General features: G+C 52.5%; 13 protein-coding genes. 6 read left to right on the top strand and 7 right to left on the bottom strand.

The window, feature by feature from the left end; translation table 11 throughout:
- Nucleotides 1–170 precede the first annotated feature (170 nt).
- Complete coding sequence (locus HW115_RS18445) at nucleotides 171–677, top strand: metal-dependent hydrolase (protein ID WP_227021662.1); 507 nt, start codon at nucleotides 171–173, stop codon at nucleotides 675–677.
- Nucleotides 678–683: 6 nt separating this feature from the next.
- On the opposite strand, the gene HW115_RS18440 is transcribed toward HW115_RS18445, so the two are convergent.
- From HW115_RS18440 to HW115_RS18420, 5 genes are all read right to left on the bottom strand, one after another.
- A complete protein-coding gene (locus HW115_RS18440) occupies nucleotides 684–1,628 on the bottom strand; it encodes an alpha-L-glutamate ligase-like protein (protein ID WP_178934888.1) in 945 nt (314 codons plus the stop codon).
- Nucleotide 1,629: 1 nt separating this feature from the next.
- Nucleotides 1,630–3,168, bottom strand: a complete 1,539-nt coding sequence (locus HW115_RS18435) for a UUP1 family membrane protein (RefSeq protein ID WP_178934886.1) — start codon at nucleotides 3,166–3,168, stop codon at nucleotides 1,630–1,632.
- Between the two features lie 4 nt (nucleotides 3,169–3,172).
- Nucleotides 3,173–3,688 (bottom strand): ATP-dependent zinc protease family protein, encoded by a 516-nt coding sequence (locus tag HW115_RS18430; protein WP_178934884.1) that lies wholly within the window; start codon nucleotides 3,686–3,688, stop codon nucleotides 3,173–3,175.
- 160 nt (nucleotides 3,689–3,848) lie between these two features.
- Complete coding sequence (gene cls / locus HW115_RS18425; protein WP_178934882.1) at nucleotides 3,849–5,306, bottom strand: cardiolipin synthase; 1,458 nt, start codon at nucleotides 5,304–5,306, stop codon at nucleotides 3,849–3,851.
- A 121-nt stretch (nucleotides 5,307–5,427) separates the two neighbouring features.
- Nucleotides 5,428–6,852, bottom strand: coding sequence for a sulfatase family protein (locus HW115_RS18420; protein ID WP_178934880.1), 1,425 nt, complete (start codon nucleotides 6,850–6,852; stop codon nucleotides 5,428–5,430).
- Nucleotides 6,853–7,048: 196 nt separating this feature from the next.
- On the opposite strand from HW115_RS18420, the gene HW115_RS18415 reads away from it, so the two are divergent.
- The 5 genes from HW115_RS18415 (at nucleotide 7,049) to HW115_RS18395 (ending at nucleotide 14,208) form a co-directional block, all read left to right on the top strand.
- A complete protein-coding gene (locus HW115_RS18415; protein WP_178934878.1) occupies nucleotides 7,049–7,588 on the top strand; it encodes a sigma-70 family RNA polymerase sigma factor in 540 nt (179 codons plus the stop codon).
- Nucleotides 7,585–9,162 (top strand): LamG-like jellyroll fold domain-containing protein, encoded by a 1,578-nt coding sequence (locus tag HW115_RS18410; RefSeq protein WP_178934876.1) that lies wholly within the window; start codon nucleotides 7,585–7,587, stop codon nucleotides 9,160–9,162. The genes HW115_RS18415 and HW115_RS18410 overlap by 4 nt, the downstream gene beginning before the upstream one ends.
- A 132-nt stretch (nucleotides 9,163–9,294) precedes the next feature.
- Complete coding sequence (locus HW115_RS18405) at nucleotides 9,295–10,074, top strand: PEP-CTERM sorting domain-containing protein (protein ID WP_178934874.1); 780 nt, start codon at nucleotides 9,295–9,297, stop codon at nucleotides 10,072–10,074.
- 79 nt (nucleotides 10,075–10,153) lie between these two features.
- Complete coding sequence (locus HW115_RS18400) at nucleotides 10,154–12,391, top strand: hypothetical protein (RefSeq protein ID WP_178934872.1); 2,238 nt, start codon at nucleotides 10,154–10,156, stop codon at nucleotides 12,389–12,391.
- Complete coding sequence (locus HW115_RS18395; protein ID WP_178934870.1) at nucleotides 12,388–14,208, top strand: sulfatase; 1,821 nt, start codon at nucleotides 12,388–12,390, stop codon at nucleotides 14,206–14,208. The genes HW115_RS18400 and HW115_RS18395 overlap by 4 nt, the downstream gene beginning before the upstream one ends.
- A 26-nt stretch (nucleotides 14,209–14,234) precedes the next feature.
- On the opposite strand, the gene HW115_RS18390 is transcribed toward HW115_RS18395, so the two are convergent.
- On the bottom strand, nucleotides 14,235–15,506 hold the full coding sequence (locus HW115_RS18390) for a hypothetical protein (protein WP_178934869.1): 1,272 nt from the start codon (nucleotides 15,504–15,506) through the stop codon (nucleotides 14,235–14,237).
- A gap of 12 nt (nucleotides 15,507–15,518) precedes the next feature.
- Nucleotides 15,519–18,809 carry a VPS10 domain-containing protein gene (locus HW115_RS18385; protein ID WP_178934867.1) on the bottom strand — a complete coding sequence of 1,097 codons (3,291 nt, stop codon included), beginning with the start codon at nucleotides 18,807–18,809 and terminating at the stop codon, nucleotides 15,519–15,521.
- Nucleotides 18,810–19,047: the final 238 nt, after the last annotated feature.

The raw sequence follows: 19,047 nt of genomic DNA, 5'->3' as shown, positions 1-19,047 counted from the left end.
GGGAATGAAAAGCGGTATTTCTTTGGCTTGATTTCGGCGTTTTTCCTCAGTCATGTAGCTCGCTACATTCCTTTGTCACGCCTTGAACTCAAGGCCAAACGAACACCGCCATTCCGACAAACGAACCACTCAAATGGTATAAGAGCATCTACTGATGATGTTTCCACGGTATGAACACGGTGACGCATGCACTTATCCCCGCTGTAACAGCGGGGATTTTTTTGAACCTTTATCGAGGAAAAGAAGGTGGCTCGAGAGGGAGCTATAAGGACTTGTTGGTGATCGGGCTCTTCGGTGCGGCTCCTGACTTGTTGAATCCGCACATGTCATTGGAAGATCGGTATTCCAGTTGGTCTCACTCGATTTTTGCGTGGCTTGCCGTGTTGGTCTTTCTGCTTGTTAGCAAGTGGGTGCCCAGGCTCCCCTGGCAACGATGGCTCACCTGGTCGAAGCTTGTCTGGTGCTCGTCTGCTTATGGATTGCACTTGGCCTGCGATGCTGTGTCTGGCGGGATCGCATGGCTTTACCCATGGAAGGCGGATATCGTCGGTGCGTACCTGGTGCCACCGGTTTGGTGGATACCGATGGATGTCAGTTTGTTTCTTAGCTACTATTTTTTGTTTCGGGTGATACCCAAAACAAGGCAGCCGTCATCGGTCGGTGACCGCTGTGCATGAGCTCGATTACAGTATGCCGAAGTGTTCCATTGAGAAGGTGACACGTTCCTTGTAGTCGCGTTGCTTGGAGATTTCCGGCTCCACGGCATCGAAGCGGGTTTGCATACCGATGCCATTGGCCATTTGGATGGCGAGCCCCGGTCGCGCATTGAGTTCGAGGATCAGTGGACCTTTGTCGGCATCGAGGACGATATCGGCGCCGAGGTAGCCGAGCTCGGTGATTTCGTAGCATTGGCTGGCGAGCAGGAGGAAGTCTTTCCAGGCGGGCACGTGGAAAGCGTGTAAGTCCTTGCCGGTATCCGGGTGATTGCGGATGATTTGCCCGTGTTGGACTGCTTTTAAAGCTTTGCCGCTGCCGATGTCGATGCCGAGACCGACGGCTCCTTGGTGCAGGTTGGCTTTACCGTCGGAGTCATGAGTGGACAGGCGGGTCATGGCCATGACCGGGTAGCCTTTGTAGAGGATGATTCTGATGTCGGGAACCCCCTGATAGGAGTAGCCATCGAAGGCGGCATCGAAATTGACGAGTTCCTCGATCATGGCGACATCATTGGCACCGCCCAGACTGAACAGACCGCTCAGGGTGTTGGAGGCATGTTTGCAGACTTCGAGGTGGCTGACCCGTTCGCCACTGGGTTTGATGTAATCATCACCATCGCGACCGACAATGACCAGGATGCCCTTTCCTCCGCTGCCTTTGGCAGGTTTCATGACAAAGGAGGATTCATCCCTTAAAAACTCTTTGAGTTCTCTGACGTGTCCCTGGGTTTTGACGACGCCGATGAGTTGGGGCACGGCAATACCGGCTTCCCGAGCAAGCACCTTGGTCAGTAGTTTGTTGTCGACTCTTGGGTAGAGTTTGCGCGGGTTGTTACGGGCGATGCAGACCACGTTGCGGTGGTTCATGCCGATGATCCCTGCTTTGCGGAGTTTGGCTGGTGTGGTTAACATCTTAATGCTCCTTGGTCATGGGTTCGAAGCGGCGCAACTCGCTGAGTCGGTATCCTGAATAGCTGCCAATGATCAGAATCACAGCCAAGAGGACAAGCAGTAGCTCGGGGAAGGAATAGGTCAGGTGGCCGAGGAATTTATTGGTCATCACGAGGTAGATGATGCAGGCGGTAAACAAACTACCGCCCCCTTGGATCAGGACATCGCGTGGTCCTTCTTCTTCCCATAGCACAGACATGCGTTCGATGGTCCAGGAAATGATGATCATCGGGAAAAAGGTGACGCGCAGACCCTGTTCAAAATCCATTTTGATGGAGAAGACCGAGATGGCGACAAAGATGACGATCACGAAGACCAGCACCGCGGAAATACGAGGCACCAGAAGGAGATTCAGGTGGCTGAGATAGGAGCGCATCACCAGACCGACGCTGACGACCACGAGAAAGAGAATGAGCCCCCAGGTTAGCGAGGTTTGTAAGAAGGTGAGCGCGATGAGAATAGGCATAAAGGTGCCGGAGGTCTGGATGCCAACCAAATTACGCAGGATCACCACCACAAGGGCTCCGAGAGGGATCAGGAGCAGAAGCTTGAAGGTGTTTTGCTCGGCGAGTGGCAGTGAGTAGATTGAGAAATCGATCAATGCAGCTCCGCTGTTTTTGCCTGCCATCACGGCGGCCCGTCCGGCCATCATCCGTCCGGCATTCACCGAGAAGCTAAGAGAGGAGTTTTTACCTCCCTCGACTTCGAAGGTGGCGCCTTCTCCGGTTTGCCAGAGGATGTAGTTGTCTTCGGTTTTGACACTGGCAGTTTTGGGGTCGATTAGTTGCCAGCTCTTGCCGTCGAAGATCTCGAGCAGGCTGCTGAGTTTTTGTTTCCGGTTGTCATCATCGAGGAAGAGCACCTTGACCTTGGCCGCATGGACACCGGCTTTGGTGAGCATATCCCTGACGAGATCGAGGTGCGAGCCGGTGCCACTCTTGTTTTTTCGGAGCATTTCGAGGTGGGCTTTATCCGAGAGATTGAGTTGCTTGATGATGGATTGGGTGACCGCCAGGGGAGTGCCCTTGCCTTGTTGCTTGGCGCGGTCGACCATGAGTTTGGCGGCTTCTTTGGCAGCCCCGGAAAAAATGATGTCGCTGGCATCGGCATCTTCAGCAGGAATGGCCTTGGCATGAGAGCTGTTATCTTTGCGGTAGGCGGAGACGCGGTAGTAGAGCACTTGCTCGCCTTTGGCATCATCTTTACTCCAGACCAAATTGCGTTCGCCTTTTTCGAGGGTTTCGATTTGCCGTTTGAAATCACTGCCTACGCTTTCGTGGTTGAGCACGGCCATATTAGCGGTGTTATCGGCCTCATTCAGCCTGACGGTGACCGGGCCACCGTTGGCGGTGAAGGTAACTTTGGCCTCAATGGTCCAGGTATCTACTTTTGCCTGTGGCGATAAGGAGAACCCGAGCACCTGGATTTTATAGATCGCAGCTCCGAGGCCGATGGTGATCAGGAGGATGATGATGACCCTGAGCTGGGTTTTGGTTTTCATAGTTTTATTTTTTGGATTCTTCCTTGCTGATGGGGTGGGCGAGGTGCTTGCGACTGACATCGACCATGGCACGGCCACTGAGGAAGTTACGCCCGATCAGCACCGGGAACTCATACTTGCTGCGGTCGGTCAGGGAGAATTCGCAGCGGCATTTGATATTGCCGATGGAGACAATGAGGTAGACGACCGGGCGTTCTACGGCGTCGGCTCCGTGGCGTTTGATTTGGACGATTCGGGAGAGCGGTCGCTCCATTTTGATGGCTTGATCGTCTGGTCCGCCATTGATCTCGAAGCGGACCCATTTTTTACCATCGCGTTCGTATTGTTGGATATTGATCGCGCTGATGGAGGATGTTTGGGCGCCGGTATCGATGCGGGCCTGGAATTGAACTTTTTCTTTTTCCAAGGTGAGGGATTCAATTTCACCGATGACGGCCATCTTGGGTGGTGAATCGGCAGCGATCAGGCTGGTATGCAGCAGTATGGGCAGCAGGGTGAGCGAGAAGAGTAATGTTTTCATGGTTGTTGGGAAACGTGGTGAATCCTTGGTGGAAGGTGTCGTTCCATGGAAGCACGATGCAGCTATTGACGTCAACACGATTCCAAGCCATCCGCGGTTAGTCATCAAGGGTGTTTTTCCTGCAAAGGGCGGGTTTCGGTGGCGGAGGATGGGCTCATGCCTACAGGTAGGGCGAGAGCAGTCTCGCTGTGCCGTCTCTGAGCTGAATGGGAAGTGAGCGCGAGCGTAGCGCATCAGCATTTAACAAGCGTGATGCGGCCAATTTTTCATCGATGATGCTATCGAGTTGTTCGGCGAGGGCATCATCGTAACATTCGATGTTGTATTCGAAGTTGAGGCGCATGCTGCGGGCGTCCCAGTTGGTTGATCCGATCAGTGACCAGACACCGTCGACGACAAACAGTTTGGTGTGATCGAATGGAGCGGGGGACATGTAAACCCGGCATCCTTTTTCAATCAACTGTGGAAGCTGTGGGATCACCGCCCAGTTCATGATGGCAATGTTGTTTTTGGATGGCAGGATGATATCGACTTCCACACCTCGCATGGCGGTGACGGCGAGAGCTTTGAGGATGGATTCTTCAGGTAGGAAATAGGGGGTGATGATCCGGACCCGTTGGCTGGCCACGGCGAGAGCACCGAGGATCAGCTCGTTGATTTTGTCGAGATCTTCATCCGGCCCATCGGGGACACCACGGGCGAAGACCGGGCCGCAGCGTTGTAGCGGGGGGAACCAGGTAGGGCCGACGAGAGATTCCCCGGTGGTGAATGCCCAGTCGATGGCAAAGGTTTCTTGCAACTCCGCGACGACCGGGCCTTCAATTTTAAAATGCAGGCAGGCGACGGGAAATGAGGGCTGCAGTTTCAGGCAGTGACCTTCGCGGATGTTGGTGCCACCGGTAAACCCCGTGGTTCCGTCGGTGACGAGGATTTTCCGGTGATTGCGCAGATTGGCATAGGGGAGCATGGGGGCGCGTGAGGGAAGGAAGGCGGCCACGCGGATGCCTTCCTTTTTCAACCGGTCCACCATGCTGGGTTTACTGTAGCGGGCGCCGACGCCATCGATCATGACCCGGACATCGACCTGGCGGTCTTGAGCCTCTTTGAGGGCTTCGAGAAATTGCTCACCGATACGATCGCTATCGAAAATATAGCTGTTCAGGGCGACCGATACCTTGGCTTCGCGGATGGCCTTGAGCATTTCGGGGTAAGCATTGTCACCATTGACCAGCGGGGTGATTTGATTACCTAGTAGCGGGGTGTTGCCCGTTACGTCGGTGCCGAGTTTGGCCAAGCTGATGAAGGTCGGGTGGTATTGGTGCAGATCGTGGATCCGCTCGGCATCTTCATCGGTGAGATGTTGTTTGATTGCGTGATCCCAGGCGTCATAAAGTCCGAGTGAGACACCTTTGCGCTGAATCCGGTTGATGCCCAACAGCAGATAAGCAACGGATCCGATCACCGGTGATAGCCAGGCCAGGCCGATCCAGCCGATGGCGGAACGAACATCATGTTTGCGAAGAACGGCATGCAGGGTCACCGCCAGAGCGCCGGCGAAGTGCAAGGCGGTCAGGACATAGGGCCAAAGCCATTGGATGTGTTCGATCAGAGGGTCCATGATGCGAGGGGAACGATACCCTAGCAAAAGCATGGAAGAAGTCAATATGACGCTGAGCCGGCGTGCCGATCTACCCCGCGAGGGGGGTAGATTCTGTTAGTCCCTTTGGGTTTGGGGTCGCTTATTTTTTCGACCGTTTATTTTTACCGGTGTAGGGGAATGACTCATAGATGTCTCCTTTACCCTGCACTCGGAGATCGCCAGTGGTTTGCAGCTCTTGCATGAGTTGGGTACGAAGTTGTTTGAGTGTCTCGGCATGTTTTGGATCTGCAGCCAGATTGTGAATCTGCCATGGGTCATTTTTTACATCGTAGAGCTCGTCCTGTGGTCGCTTGGCAAAACAAAGTTCGTAGGCCTGGATGCTTTGCAGCTCGACCCGGTGGTCGAGAATGTACGATTTGCTTGGCCCGTTATCGCAGTCGGCCCAGTTGGATCGGAATTCGGCTTCGGGGGCCCCGACGGGCCAGCGGTCCGGGAAGAAATTGTGGATGTAGAGGAATTTGTGGTTGCGAATGGCCCGGCAGGGGGCTGCGATCGTTCCTTTTTCCTGGCAGGGGACATGACGCTCCTTGCCGTAGATGACATGGCTACGGGACGGCTCAACCTGTCCTGATTTTTGGCTGAGCAGCAGGGGGAGTAAGCTGCGGCCGCTCATGTCGTCGGGCCGGTCAACTCCGGCGAGCTCAAGAAAGGTGGGGGCAAAATCGACAAAACTGACAAAGTCATCGATGCGGCGTTTGCCTCCGAGTTTGTCTCCCCATTGCATGGCGAGCGGAACCCGGGCTCCGATGTCGTAGAGGTTGCTTTTCCCTCGAGGGAATGGCCAACCGTGGTCTCCGGTCATGACAACCAGTGTGTTGTCGAGCTCCCCGGATTGTTTTAAGCGGTCGAGCAGTTCCCCGACTTCGCGATCGAAGCGTTGCACTTCGAAATAATAATCGCAGATGTCACTGCGGACACTCGGGTGATCTGGATAGTAGGGGGGGAGTTGCACTTTAGCAGGATCCATTCCGCTTTTGATACCGGAACCGACTTTATAGCTGCGGTGCGGGTCGGACGAGCCAAACCAAAAGCAGAAGGGTTTGTCTTTCGGGCGCGCCTTGAAAAAGGCATCCACGGAGGCGTATTTTTTACCGGAGACGGATGGTGAGCGGTCGACTCCCGGCCCAAAAGCCTTACGGAATGACCCGACGTGGTAGCCGTGTTGGGTGAGAATGAGTGGGAAGGTTTGCACACCTTTGGGAAAGTGGCTCCAGAGATTGGCTCCGGATGTCAAGCGCCAGTGGTATTGGCCGGTGAGTGCGGCATTGCGAGAGGGAGTGCAGGATGGTGAGGAAACAAAGGCATGGTTGAAAAGCACCCCATTGGCGGCGATGCGCTGCAAGGTCGGAGTCTTGACAACTTGGTCGCCATAGAGTGGTGAGTGCGGCCAGCCCCAGTCATCGGCAATGCAGAAGACAATGTTGGGTCGGGTGTCACTGGTCTTGCCCATGGCCAGAAGGCTGGAGCACATCATGGCGGCTATGATGGTGAGGAGTCGGATCATGACGATACGCTACGGTGTGGTGTCAGATATTATTTCACCCTGGTGGACCGAGCGTGTTCGGTAGTGGATAAAGCGATGTGGCTTAAGATGCTAGAGGCTGCGGGGAGGAAGAGATGACGAGTTCTTGAAAAAAAGGGAAAAAAGGGCGTCACATTTCATCCTGTTTGTCATATGCTATGTAAGGAACGAATGAGTTATGGCGGATGCCCCGATCAAAGAAGATGCTTTTGTTAAATTGCTGGTGAGTCACCAGGATTTGATTCATGCCTTTGTGGTATCGTTGATGCCGGGCTCTTCCGAGACCGAGGATGTGGTGCAGGAGGTGAATGAAATTTTATGGTCGAAACGTGACAGCTTTGAGCTCGGAACCAATTTCAAAGCCTGGTCGCTCACCACGGCTCGCTTTCATGTCATGACACATCAGAGGAAGCGCAAGCGCGATCGTTGGGTGGTTTTTGAGGAAGAAGTTTGTGAGGCTATTCAAGAGGAAGCTCTAGAGGCGAATATGGCAGCCTCGAATAAAAAACTAACGCATCTCAATGAATGCATTAGTTTATTACAAGCCAAAGATCAGGAACTCATCATTCATCGGTATTGGAAAAAATCCGGACTGAGCAAGTATGCCCAGGCATCAGGACGTAGTGAGCAGGCGATTCGTGCTGCCCTGTATCGCATCCGTATTGCTTTGAGGAAATGTGTGCAGAAGAAATCCCAACAAGCCAATCACTCTGCATGAGCAATCAACAACAACCTCGATTGATTAGTTTGGATCAAGTGGAAAAGATCATTCAGGATCTAGAGGATGGTGTGATCTCGGATCGCGATCTGATGTGGCTTAAGGAAAACATCAAAAGTAATCCCGATGTCCGGAGTTTGTATTTCCAGCACATGGAATTGGTTGCTTTGCTGAAGAGGGATGTTCAGATCAGGGATGATTTAGGGAGTATCCCTGTAAGCGCGGTTCGTTTGGGAATGGAAAGGCGTAAAATGGCCGTGACATCCTTGGTGGTGGGACTGGCTGCGATTCTCTTACTCAGCTTTGGTTTTTTTCTCTTTCACGTTAGCAATCGACAAGTGCAGGAACCTACATGGGTCCTGATGGAACAATCGGGAGATGCCCTGTGTACTGTTACGACAAGCGACGGGGAAATGCGCCCGAACGGGCAATTGCTTCCAGGTGACTCGATTCAGATCGAGCAGGGGCTGGTTAAATTTTTATTTCCATCGGGTGTTGAGGCGCTGATTGAAGGGCCCTCGGATCTTAAGCTGATTGCCAAGACTGAACTTTCCATGCAACGGGGCGCCGCTTGGTTTCGGGTGCCGGAAGCGGGGCATGGATTTACGGTGACAACGGACCGTGCCCAAATCATCGATTTAGGAACAGAATTTGGTTTGAGATTTGATGGTGACGAAAAGCTTCAAGTGCATGTGAATCAAGGGAAGGTTCGAGTGGAGCCTGCGCTACAGGCAATGGAACAGATCGAGTTGAAGCAGAATCAGGCGATGGCCTTTAATATTTATGGCCAGGGTGAATCGATCAAGGCTGAGCCCAGTTTGTTTAGGAGAACATTCACCGATTCCATGCCCTATCTGCATTGGTCGTTTGATCATCAAAACCAGGGGAGGTTTGCGGCGGATGGGACCATTCCTGGTGCTGCGGGGTTTGGAGCAAGCTTACAGCGCTTGCATTCCCGGACGAAGCGCATTGATGCACCCAAGTATGAAACAGCAGGTCGTTTTGGCTCGGCCTTGGCATTGCATGGGGACGGCGTCTATGCCGCGTCCGCTTTTGCTGGTATTGGCGAAAATGCACCGAGAAGCGTAGCGGCATGGATTCGACACCGGAAAAATTGTGAGCGTCACAATATCACGCCATACTGCGCATGGGGGGTGCGTAAGAAGGGCAAGTTATGGCAGATCAGCTTCAGTGACGAAGGCAGGCTTAAAACATCACTCATGGAGCGCCCATTTGAAACGATTCAGGCGCAAGACACCATGCAACAGGAATGGGTTCACATCGCAGTTGTTTATACTGGTCGTGTCGATGATGATGGGTTTCCGGAAATTTACCACTATCTCAATGGTAAGCGGCAAGCCGTCAGCAAGCCAGATGAGCTGTGTAAGATGAAGACGGATAATTTCACAAAGTCTGCACTCCCTGTAAGGTTTGGTGCGAGCCTCGGTCCTGGTGCCGATAGTCGGACCTTGGATGCAGACATGGATGAACTCTATCTTTTTCGCGGTATTCTTAGCGAAAAGCAGATTCAGCAATTGATGAAGACCAATCACTTGGATTTCTTTCTCGATTAAAAAAACGCATGTTACGTTTTTTTTCGTCACATAGTAAAAATGGCCGCATTACTTAATGAGGCATCGAGGATTTTTTCCGGCGGTGCCGGTGAATCGGCTTAAGTGCCCATGAACCCCAGATATAAAAACACAATGAAAACAAAGCATCTATTCATGACAACGTGTGCTGCGCTCGTTACTTCGGCTGCAGTTCAGGCCGCCACTTCGGTGACAAACTGGAAGACTTGGAATAATGATACGACCGTCAGTTCGGGCCTGAATACTGACAGTCCTACGTTTGGCAATGGAACATCCAACAATGCCGATGGCTTATGGTATGCGGGTAAGTTTGGATCGGCGGTAACACTCGGCATTGGAGACACCCTCACGGTTTCAGCCATCATCAATTTAACGGGAGGAAATCATGATACCGGGGATAATGACTTCCGCTTGGGAATCTTTAACGATGGTGGACAGTTTGATGCGAATAGCGGGGAGAACTGGTCTGCAGGTTACATGCTGGTTCCAGGGACAGATCTATTTCAGATACGCACCAACGGAGCATTTATTTCCACGGCAACAAATGCAGTCGACCTTAATGCCACGAAAATAAACAACGGACTTTTTAGAGGAAACCATGTTGAAGATTACGTGTTTAGCATGTCCATTACGCGAGACTCAGCAACGACCGTCGATATCGTTTCAAGTTTAACGAGAAACGACAGTATATATGAGAAACTCTATACAGAAAACGACCGGGCAACTTCAAATTTCACCTTCACTGCCATGGGTGGATCTTTTGGAGGCAACCTCAATCTTGATCAGGGTTCTTACTCCAATGCCCAATACGAAGTGACAAGCGTTCCTGAGCCAAGCGCAGCTGCGCTTCTGAGTTTTGGTGGAGTCGCATTGATGATGCGACGTCGTAAATAATTCCTCTTGGTATCTCATATTCATCAAAAGGTATCCTACGCGAGTATGATACCTTTTTTCATCTTCCACCCTTTTTCACATGCATCCCATCAAAACCGTTTGCCTCATCAGTGCATTATTAGCCACCACCACCATGGCATTACCGGTCAGCGTAACGGACTGGGTCAAAATTTTTGATGGTTATTCCAATGCAACGCTGAACAACGCCGATACTGCCAGCCCAAGTATTACCAACGCAAAAAAATCATCCCTGGTCGCCCCGATCACTCCGGTGACATTATTGGATGGAGATCGGCTTACCTTAACTGGAACCATGACAGTGAATGGTTCTCTTAACTCTTCATCGTTCAGATTCGGGATCTACGATGCTCCCGACCCCCTGCCGGCATCAGGCACCGGTGATGGCTATTTGGGTATCGCTTACTATAACCAAGATGGGATTCAAAAGATATCTCCAACCACACAAACCCACCCTTTTACCGGAACCGTCAGTGAGATTCAAAACCACTCGACCACAGGAACCTATGTGCCCAATAGCCCCGTTTCGTATTCTCTCTCCATCGTGCGTGATGGCGACGACCTAACAATTACTGCCTCAATCACTCAAACAGGTGGAGCTTCTCCCTTTAGCTCCACTGCAAGCGGAAGCTACACCCCGTCTTCCGCTGCCGACTATTTCTTCGACACCGTCGCTCTCCTACACACCGATGGCTTCGATAACCAAGAGGCATTTTATAGCAATATCCAAATCGAATACACTCCAGAGAGCAGCCCAATCTCCCACTGGAAGACTTGGAATAACATCACCACCGTCAGTTCTGATTTAAACACAGAACACCCCACTTTTGGCGATGGCTCAGCAGACAATGCGGATGGTCTCTGGTATGCGGGAAAATTTGACACGCCTGTCACTCTTGAAGTAGGGGAAATGCTGACCGTTTCAGCCACCATCAACTTAACAGGAGGGGTGGATGCAGGTCACGGGGATTTTCGCCTGGGCGTTTACAATGATGGTGGACAGTTTGATGCCACTCCCAGTAGCGGAGAAAATTGGTCGGCAGGTTACTTCATCGTGCCAGGATCGGAACTTTATCAAATGCGAACCAATGGTGCCTTTATCTCCACCGGTGGGGACGCCGTGGATTTAAATGCGGATAAAACCAACGAAGGCGTCTTCCGCGGCAGTCATACTGAAGATTACATTTATAGTATGTCGATTACACGGGATTCCGCAACCAGCGTTGATATTGTCTCTCGTTTAACCAGAAATGAAAGCGCTTATGAGCAGGTTTACACAAAAAACAATCTGACCACCTCAAACTTTACCTTCACAACCATGGGGGGATCATTTGGAGGCAGCCTCAACCTCGATCAAGCCACCTATTCCAATGCCCGATACCAAGTCAGTTCCGCCCCGGAACCAGAACCCGGCTCCGAAGACAGCGATGAAGATGGAATGCCCGACACTTACGAATTTTTGTTTGGTTTCGACCCGGATGTCGATGATGCAGCCTCATCAGCGGATAGCGATGCACTGAGCAATCTGGAAGAATACCTTGGTGCGGATGGTGTTGCCAACACCGGTGATGAAACATCCCCCGTCTTGGCGGACACCGATGGCGACGGGGTGGATGACGATGATGAAATCACCGCAGGCACCGACCCCAATTCCCCTGAAGCAGGTTCTGCAGATCGTCTCTTTGGGGTCGATTTCAACCGCAGCGATGCTTACGCCTCCCCATCCCAGTCGCTTTTCCGAACGATTGCGGGTTCTACGGATCAGGCTTCCAATGCCAACAGTTACGCGAAAACCATCGGCTCCTACACCGTTACCGTCAGCCAACCTGACAGCGAAAAGCTTGAATTCCGGGGTGCTAACTCCGACAGCACACGTGCTATCCCCGGGGGCGATGTTTCTTGCTCCTTTCTTGTCTCGGATTTTATCGCAACACGTAAAGGCAGCATCCGGGTGACCATGGCTAACCTTCCTGCCGGCGATTACTTTTTCCGCTCCTATCATCTGGATTCCTACACGGGAGCAGGCTTCGCCTTTGCCCAAGGCTCATCGACTGAGACACCCAATACTATTTCTGTTAGCAAAGGAGGAGCTACTCTGCACTCGGTTCAACCCACGACCCTTGGCTCAGACGGACTCAATACCACCTTTATCAGCAACGCACAGGTTCCCCGCATCGGATGTTCTTTTTCCCATGATGGCTCCGGCCCTTTGGTTCTCGATTTCGATGCTTCACTCAGTAACGGTTCAGATCAGTTTTTGTTTTTGAACGGATTTGAACTCTATCTCATCAAACCATGAACATTCTTTCAGCAATCTCATTGATTATCACAACATCTGCTCTGGTAGCAGCGGATCCTCCGAATGTGTTGTTTATTGCGGTCGATGATTTACGGCCAGAGCTCAATTGCTATGGAGAAAGTCACATGGTGACTCCCCATATCGATACGCTGGCGAGTCAGGGCCGACTCTTCCGCAACCATTACGTGGCGGTTCCAACTTGTGGAGCCTCTCGTTATGCCTTGATGAGCGGTCTGACACCAACGTCAGCAACCGACGATAATGGAGCTTTTAGCAAAATGCCCACATCGTATCCAAGCGCACCCGAAAGCTGGGTGGACCTACTCCGACGCAATGGGTGGCATACGGTGTCGATGGGTAAACTCACTCACGAGCCAGACGGCTATCAGTGGTCCAATAACTCAGGCACCTATGACATTGGCCGCACCAAGGCAACCAACCCTGACATGCGTCATTCGTGGAATGAAATCCTTTGGGATCACAACAAATGGGGCGCCCAACGCTATCCACTTTTTGCTTATGCCGATGGCACCGGGCGCGTCAAAGTCACTACTCCGGCCTATGAGATCGGTGTGGATCAGCAGGGAAACTCGCTTCCGGATGAGGCCTACCCCGATGGCCAGATTGCACAGGGGGCTATTGAGAAACTACGTGAGTTCAAAGATGACGGCACAAGGTTCTGCCTGGCTCTGGGGTTTATGAAACCCCACCTCCCGTTTAATGCACCCAAGGCGTATTATGATCTCTATGATCCTGCAATGCTTCCTGCGGCGAGCCCGGCCGGCAAACCGACAGGGGCCAATGCTTCCACGACGACCAATTCGAGCGAAATCAACTCTTACACGAACCGAAGCGACCGCGATCAGCTTCGCCATGCTTATTTTGCCTGTGTTTCTTATGTCGACGCTCAAGTCGGTAAAGTCCTCAATGAATTGGAGGCATTGGGCTTGGCAGACAATACCATCGTGGTTCTTTGGGGTGACCACGGGTGGTGCTTGGATGATTATGGTTTGATTGGTAAGCACAAGGTGCTGGAGCGCTCTCTGGAGTCACCGCTTATCATCAAGGCTCCTTCCCATATCAGCCCTGATGTCTTCCACGGTATCCAAGCAGAGGGGGTTGTGGAAACCATTGATATTTACCCCACCATCGCTGACATGTGTGGTTTGACGACACCATCCGGAATCAGTGGAAAATCGTTATTGCCCATGATTCGTAACCCGTATGCACCCGGAAAAGAGTATGCCTATTCTCGTTTTGGAAGTCTTACCACAGTAAGATCGTTAGAGTGGCGCTTAATCAACACAGGATCAGACAAGGACTTGTATGACCTTTCGTCCTATCGTTACGAAGTGGAGGATGTCTCAGCTCAGAACCCAACCATCTTGAGTCAATTATCAGGGAAACTTGGCACCCCCAGTGAGAGAATCGATACCACCACCTACCCCGAGGCCGTTGCTCCCGAATTAGCCGATCCCAAGGCAGATGCCGATGGAGATGGTATTTCCAACGGGCTGGAATATTTGCTCGGAACCGATGCGCTTTCTCCAAGCGATACGCCGACTCCTTCGGCTGTCGTAGCAGATCTTTCCTCCGAGGGGTTCGGCTCAGAAGAAATCGTCTTTACCTACACCTCCATCGTCAACACCGACGACCTGACCATCAACCCCTTTGCCTCAGGTGATTTACAAACATGGTCACCCACGCGGCTGTCATTGATTGATGCCACTCCCGCAGGCGATGGCAAATACACCTTCCGCTGGCTCTATGATACGGATCAAGACCGCAATTTTTTCCGTGTGGAATTACAGGAGTAGGGTTGAGCCTGTTAATGCGTATCGGCTCACACCATACAAGGCACCAGAATACCATCCTTCATACCGTGGATTTTCTTTTTGTCGGCGGGAACGATGGTCGCGAGGCAGCCTGCAAAGGTGGTTTTGCCTGCCAGGTCGGTGAAAAAATATGGGCAAAGCCGGGCGCGTCCCTGCATGATGCGTTCCTGGCCGGTCTCGGGGTCGAAGTACGGGTGCTCGATGATTTTCCCGGCGTGGTAGCGTTGCATCATCCACGGTTGTTGATGGATGGATGCCGTTGCTTGCCGCACTTGTTCCTGCCATTCGTTGGATGGCATATCGTGACCGATGTGGACGCCGCGTGACCCCCAGGCGAGTTCGGAGAAGCCGCTGACTTTGAGAACCAACTGCCGTTCTTTTTGGCTGAAATTGGCAACGTCTTCCCAGGAGTGGACATTGAGCCCTGGAAGCGAAGCATGCGGTGGGAGAGGGGAGGGGTCGACGACCCATCCTTGCGGGATGATCTCGAGCAGCCGTTGGAGGTGATTGGCACGAAGCTCCTGTTGCCAGATTTTTCGTAATGATGGAGTGTGCAGCAGGGCGAGCCAGAGTTTCTCTTCGAGGTGGGGTTTGCAGGGGGAGCTTAGCTTTGGAGAAGCCGCAAGTTGTTGAGCTGCGGGGATATTTTGCCAATCGAACCACTCAAAAAATCGATAGGCGGCAGAGTGTTCTCCCTTGTCTTGTTCCGCACTTTGGGTGTTGAGGTTTTGGCATTGCGAAGCCAGCCATTCCATTTCCGGCAGGTAGTCGGCGGATTCTTCGCTGACCAGCACACGTCCGCCTGTGTCTGGAAACAAGGATTGAAAGCCTTCACGGATGCCCATTTCTCCTCCTAAGACATCATATCCATGTTGGCTGTAAAATTGGGATAGCCAGAGGGTGATGCCCATGCCGCCTGGGACGGAGTCGAGCTCGGTCAGGGCGAAGGAGCTATGGGTTTCATCGCCGGTGAGGATGAGGTCGGGTCGGATGACCCGGGGGAGGGTGTTGCGCAGTTCTGGTGAACGTTGGGCGCTGGTGATCCATTCGGGTTTGCCAGCATCCAGAAGCTCGGAGATCCAGGGGGGAAGTTTACCTTTGGCACTGCGTTGATAGACAGAGTCCGAGGCCCGTTGAAACTGGGCGAGTGGGTGTCCGAGCCGGGTCAGGGATTTGGCGGTACGCTTGTCCAGCTCCAGCGGTTTGGGTGAAAACAGCCAGTTGGCACCCTGTCTGAGGCCTGAATCAGGCAGGGCGGCTTGTATGGTTTCGAGTTTCAAGGTTGCGGAGGTTTACATGGTATCGGGTTTGATGACTACTGGTTTCCGGGTCAGCATTTCAACCGGGTCTGCGTCGTTGAAGAGGATGAAATATACGAGCCCATCCGGGCTGCTGAGTTTGATACGATTGGCTTTCAATTCCTCACCGGTGAGAAGTTTGTGCCATACCCGAATGTTTTCGATTTCACCGGAGGAGCCATGTTTACCGAAGGGGTCGGCAAAGACGGTGGTGCTGAGCACGCTGTTCAGTGAGTAGTCTCGGTCGGCTGGATCGATTTCAGCTTGGCCAACGGAATCACCATTGACGAACAATGTTGCCAGGCCCTGCGCACTGATGGAAAAGGCAAGTTGGACCGACTCCTCGAAGGGGACGCTCTTTTTGGGAGATGTGATCACCAGGGCCTGATCTTTCGGCCGTTTGTACGTGCGGCTGAAATTACCGTTTTGGCGTGGGGATAAATGCAAGGAGAGCTCCCCGTCCTTGTTGACGTCGAGATACCATCCCTTGGCATCTCTGAAAAACTTCCTGCGGTTGCCGGCGACGACACCCGCTTGGCTGAGTTTGACCGTGGCTTCAAAGGTAAGGTCTTGTTTTGCTCCGAACAACTCAAGCATACCCAGATCGATGTAGGATTTGTCGATCGCAACGGGCTTCGCCTTACCCTCTCCAAAATTGTCTTTCAGAGCGATTGCTTTCAGCGCTTTGGAGCGTGTTTCAATACCCGTGGTATGTTTCGGTTTCAGCGTCAGCTCCACCGTGTCGCCTGGTTTGCAGTTTTTGCTGACCAACATCGGCGTGTTACTCCCCTGAGGCTTTCCATTGATGGTCCAGTGGTAGTTGTAGTAGTCGGGCGTGACCAGTGGGCTATCGATACCGAACACCTTGATGTCAGCTAACTCGTTGAGCTGTTTGATGGCGAAGCCCTTGGGGTAAAATCGTTCGCAGGGGGTCATCAAAGGGGCTTCCCAGGCTCCGCGTCCGTAGCTGGCGGCCACCATCTTCTGCTGAGGGTAGTCGATACGGATTTCCTTGAAGTCCCTCAGGTCGAAACCATCCATCCAGAAGCTCCAATCATTGGAGTCTGCGGCTTTATAGAACACACCATATCCATTGATGAGTGCGTAAAGGTCGCCGCCCGTGCCTTCGTGCAGAATGAGCTCACTGACTTCTCCTTTTGGCAGGGTGCCGGAAAGATCCTGCCAGCTTGCGCCTCCGTTGTTGCTGAAAAAGACCTTGCCGTCTTTTCCCCCCAGCCAAAGTCTTTTTGGGTTGTTTGGATCAACTGCTCCACTGACTTTTCGGGTGCCTCCGGAGGCCTTGAAGGTTTTGGGATACGGATGGGTTTGCCAGTTTTGTCCCCAATCGGAAGTAGCCATGACGGAGGTGGCTGTAAAAATGGTGAGGATGGGAGCATCGGTGCGTGATACATTCATGGCGAAGACCGGCTTGTCCAGGTTCGGAACCCGGTCATAGCTGACGCCCCGGTTGTTGCTTTGATAAAGGAACTTCGGAAGCTGCTTGGATTTGGACGTTTCCCTGCGGCCAAAGGCGACAAAAAACTGGTCCGGGTTGCTGTAGTTGACCGTTGATTTCGGCATGTTCCACGAGTGCATTTTCCAGTTCCCGGGTTCCAGAAAATTCAGTCCCTCACCTTTCTCCGTTGGGGAGCATGGGTAATAGGTAACATTCGAGTACGGGTTGATAAAAATGGCATCCCCTTCGTAGCCGATCTCATTTTCCCAGACGCCGTAGCGGTAGGTTTGCACATTCAGGTCTTGGGTATTCCCGGCGATGTAGCGGTCGCCAAACTCGTTGACGATGATGGAGAACCAGAGGAAGGCCGGCATGTCACCGGAGATGTTGGTCCAGTTGGCCGCTTTATCCTCCCACTTTGCCATGATTCCACCATCACATCCCTTGACCCTGAACCCTCGCTTGGCCGGATGGAACTTAAGAACGTGGTTGTCGGCATTGTGGCCGGCATGGGGGGACGGGATCACCGAGCCATCGGGCATGATCGCATTCGCGCGCTTGCCCCAGGAGAAATAGTTCCAGGTCACACCACCGTCGAACGATTCGCAGTTGCCGACGCTCGATGCCATCAGGTGCTTTGGATCAAAGGGATCCACTTCGAAAAAGCTCGTCCATCCGCTGCTTCCATCGTTGCCAAAAATACCCTTTTCATGGCCGACTTTCTTGGCGGAATCCTGCCGGAGTTGCCAGTTTCTCCCCTTGTTTTTTGAAAAGTGAACCTGTGTGTCCCGACCGGTCGAAACGGCGACGTAGAGGCCATCGGCGTCAGCCCCATAGAGAGTCGTGATAAACATCGGGCGGTCACCAGTTTTAAAATCCTTGAGGAGTGAAAATGACTTCCCTGCATTCTTCGAAATGAACAACTTCGATCTGCCCGCCAAATAGACGATGTCCGGGTTCTTTTTGTGAAAGGCCATCTCTTGTAGTTTGTCGCCCTCAACAGCGATACGCTGCCAGGTTTTGCCTGTATTCTCGGTGCGGTAGACGCCCGGTTTCCACCCACCATTCCTTCCCGATCCTTTTGTGACCACCCCGATGATGACCAGCTTGTTTTTTCTATCGCGGAAGGCTTCGACCCACTTGAATTGTGGCACGTTGCCTTGTTGATTGGCGGTATTGATCACCAGTGACCAAGTGGCGCCCTGGTCTTTGGTTTCATACATCCGTCCGTAGTGGGAAATGGAGAAGACATGCCGGAAGTCCCGGGGGTCGACGATGATGTTTTCTGCACAGTTCCGGTGCAGGCGGGTTGGGATCGTATCTGTGATGACGTGCCAGTTTTTCCCTCCGTTTTTGGTGAAATAAATACCATCGCCATCCGGGTTGGCGTAAATTTCATCCGGATTTTTTGGATTCAGTTCCAGGTCATAGATACGTCCTCCTGTCGGATTCATGTAAATCCGCGACCAGACGCCTGCTTTGGATGGTGATCCCTTCGGGAGGGGGATGGAGGCATTTGGGAAATCCTTTTCAAACTTGGCGTAGTCCGCTTGGTACCCTGCAAAGAGCTTGGTAACAAACTGGTCCGGAGCCGGAAGTGGAAGCAAAAGGTCGTCGCCAAACGTATCTGCCAGAGCATCGGTGAGGGCATTGGCCTCCTTGCGGTGCCATCCCCGGTCGCGGAGTTCCTGGTTGTATTCTTCCAGTGCGCCTCGGTCTTTTTGGTTGGTTGATTCCTTTTCTGACTCTGCGTGGCAAAGAGAGGCCGAGGCAATGGCTGCAGCCAGCCATTGAGTGAATAAGGAAAGCTTGGATCTATTGTTTTTCACGACGGGAAAGTGATTTGTTGTGTGTGATGACCGGGAATCTTGTGATGGGGAGTGAGGTCCATACGGGAATCCGGAGGATGAATGCGGAGAGAAAATGGCGAGAGCTCAGGGGTCTGGCAAGGGGAAAGCACCGAGGCTAAGAGGTATAGAGCCACAATGCTGTTGTGATTCTCCCTGCACAGATGGAGGACGGGAGTAGGTGTTCGAGGGTATAGATAGCGATTAGGCATGCTGTGAG

It is taken from the genome of Oceaniferula marina, assembly GCF_013391475.1.
Lineage (GTDB): Bacteria > Verrucomicrobiota > Verrucomicrobiia > Verrucomicrobiales > Akkermansiaceae > Oceaniferula > Oceaniferula marina.
This window is presented reverse-complemented; position numbering and strand designations above follow the sequence as displayed.

Excerpts from the sequence above, each read along its gene's own strand:
- HW115_RS18445 (WP_227021662.1), top strand. The coding sequence starts at position 171 with ATGAACACGGTGACGCATGCACTTATCCCCGCTGTAACAGCGGGGATT.
- HW115_RS18440 (WP_178934888.1), bottom strand. The coding sequence starts at position 1,628 with ATGTTAACCACACCAGCCAAACTCCGCAAAGCAGGGATCATCGGCATG.
- HW115_RS18435 (WP_178934886.1), bottom strand. The coding sequence starts at position 3,168 with ATGAAAACCAAAACCCAGCTCAGGGTCATCATCATCCTCCTGATCACC.
- HW115_RS18430 (WP_178934884.1), bottom strand. The coding sequence starts at position 3,688 with ATGAAAACATTACTCTTCTCGCTCACCCTGCTGCCCATACTGCTGCAT.
- cls (WP_178934882.1), bottom strand. The coding sequence starts at position 5,306 with ATGGACCCTCTGATCGAACACATCCAATGGCTTTGGCCCTATGTCCTG.
- HW115_RS18420 (WP_178934880.1), bottom strand. The coding sequence starts at position 6,852 with ATGATCCGACTCCTCACCATCATAGCCGCCATGATGTGCTCCAGCCTT.
- HW115_RS18415 (WP_178934878.1), top strand. The coding sequence starts at position 7,049 with ATGGCGGATGCCCCGATCAAAGAAGATGCTTTTGTTAAATTGCTGGTG.
- HW115_RS18410 (WP_178934876.1), top strand. The coding sequence starts at position 7,585 with ATGAGCAATCAACAACAACCTCGATTGATTAGTTTGGATCAAGTGGAA.
- HW115_RS18405 (WP_178934874.1), top strand. The coding sequence starts at position 9,295 with ATGAAAACAAAGCATCTATTCATGACAACGTGTGCTGCGCTCGTTACT.
- HW115_RS18400 (WP_178934872.1), top strand. The coding sequence starts at position 10,154 with ATGCATCCCATCAAAACCGTTTGCCTCATCAGTGCATTATTAGCCACC.
- HW115_RS18395 (WP_178934870.1), top strand. The coding sequence starts at position 12,388 with ATGAACATTCTTTCAGCAATCTCATTGATTATCACAACATCTGCTCTG.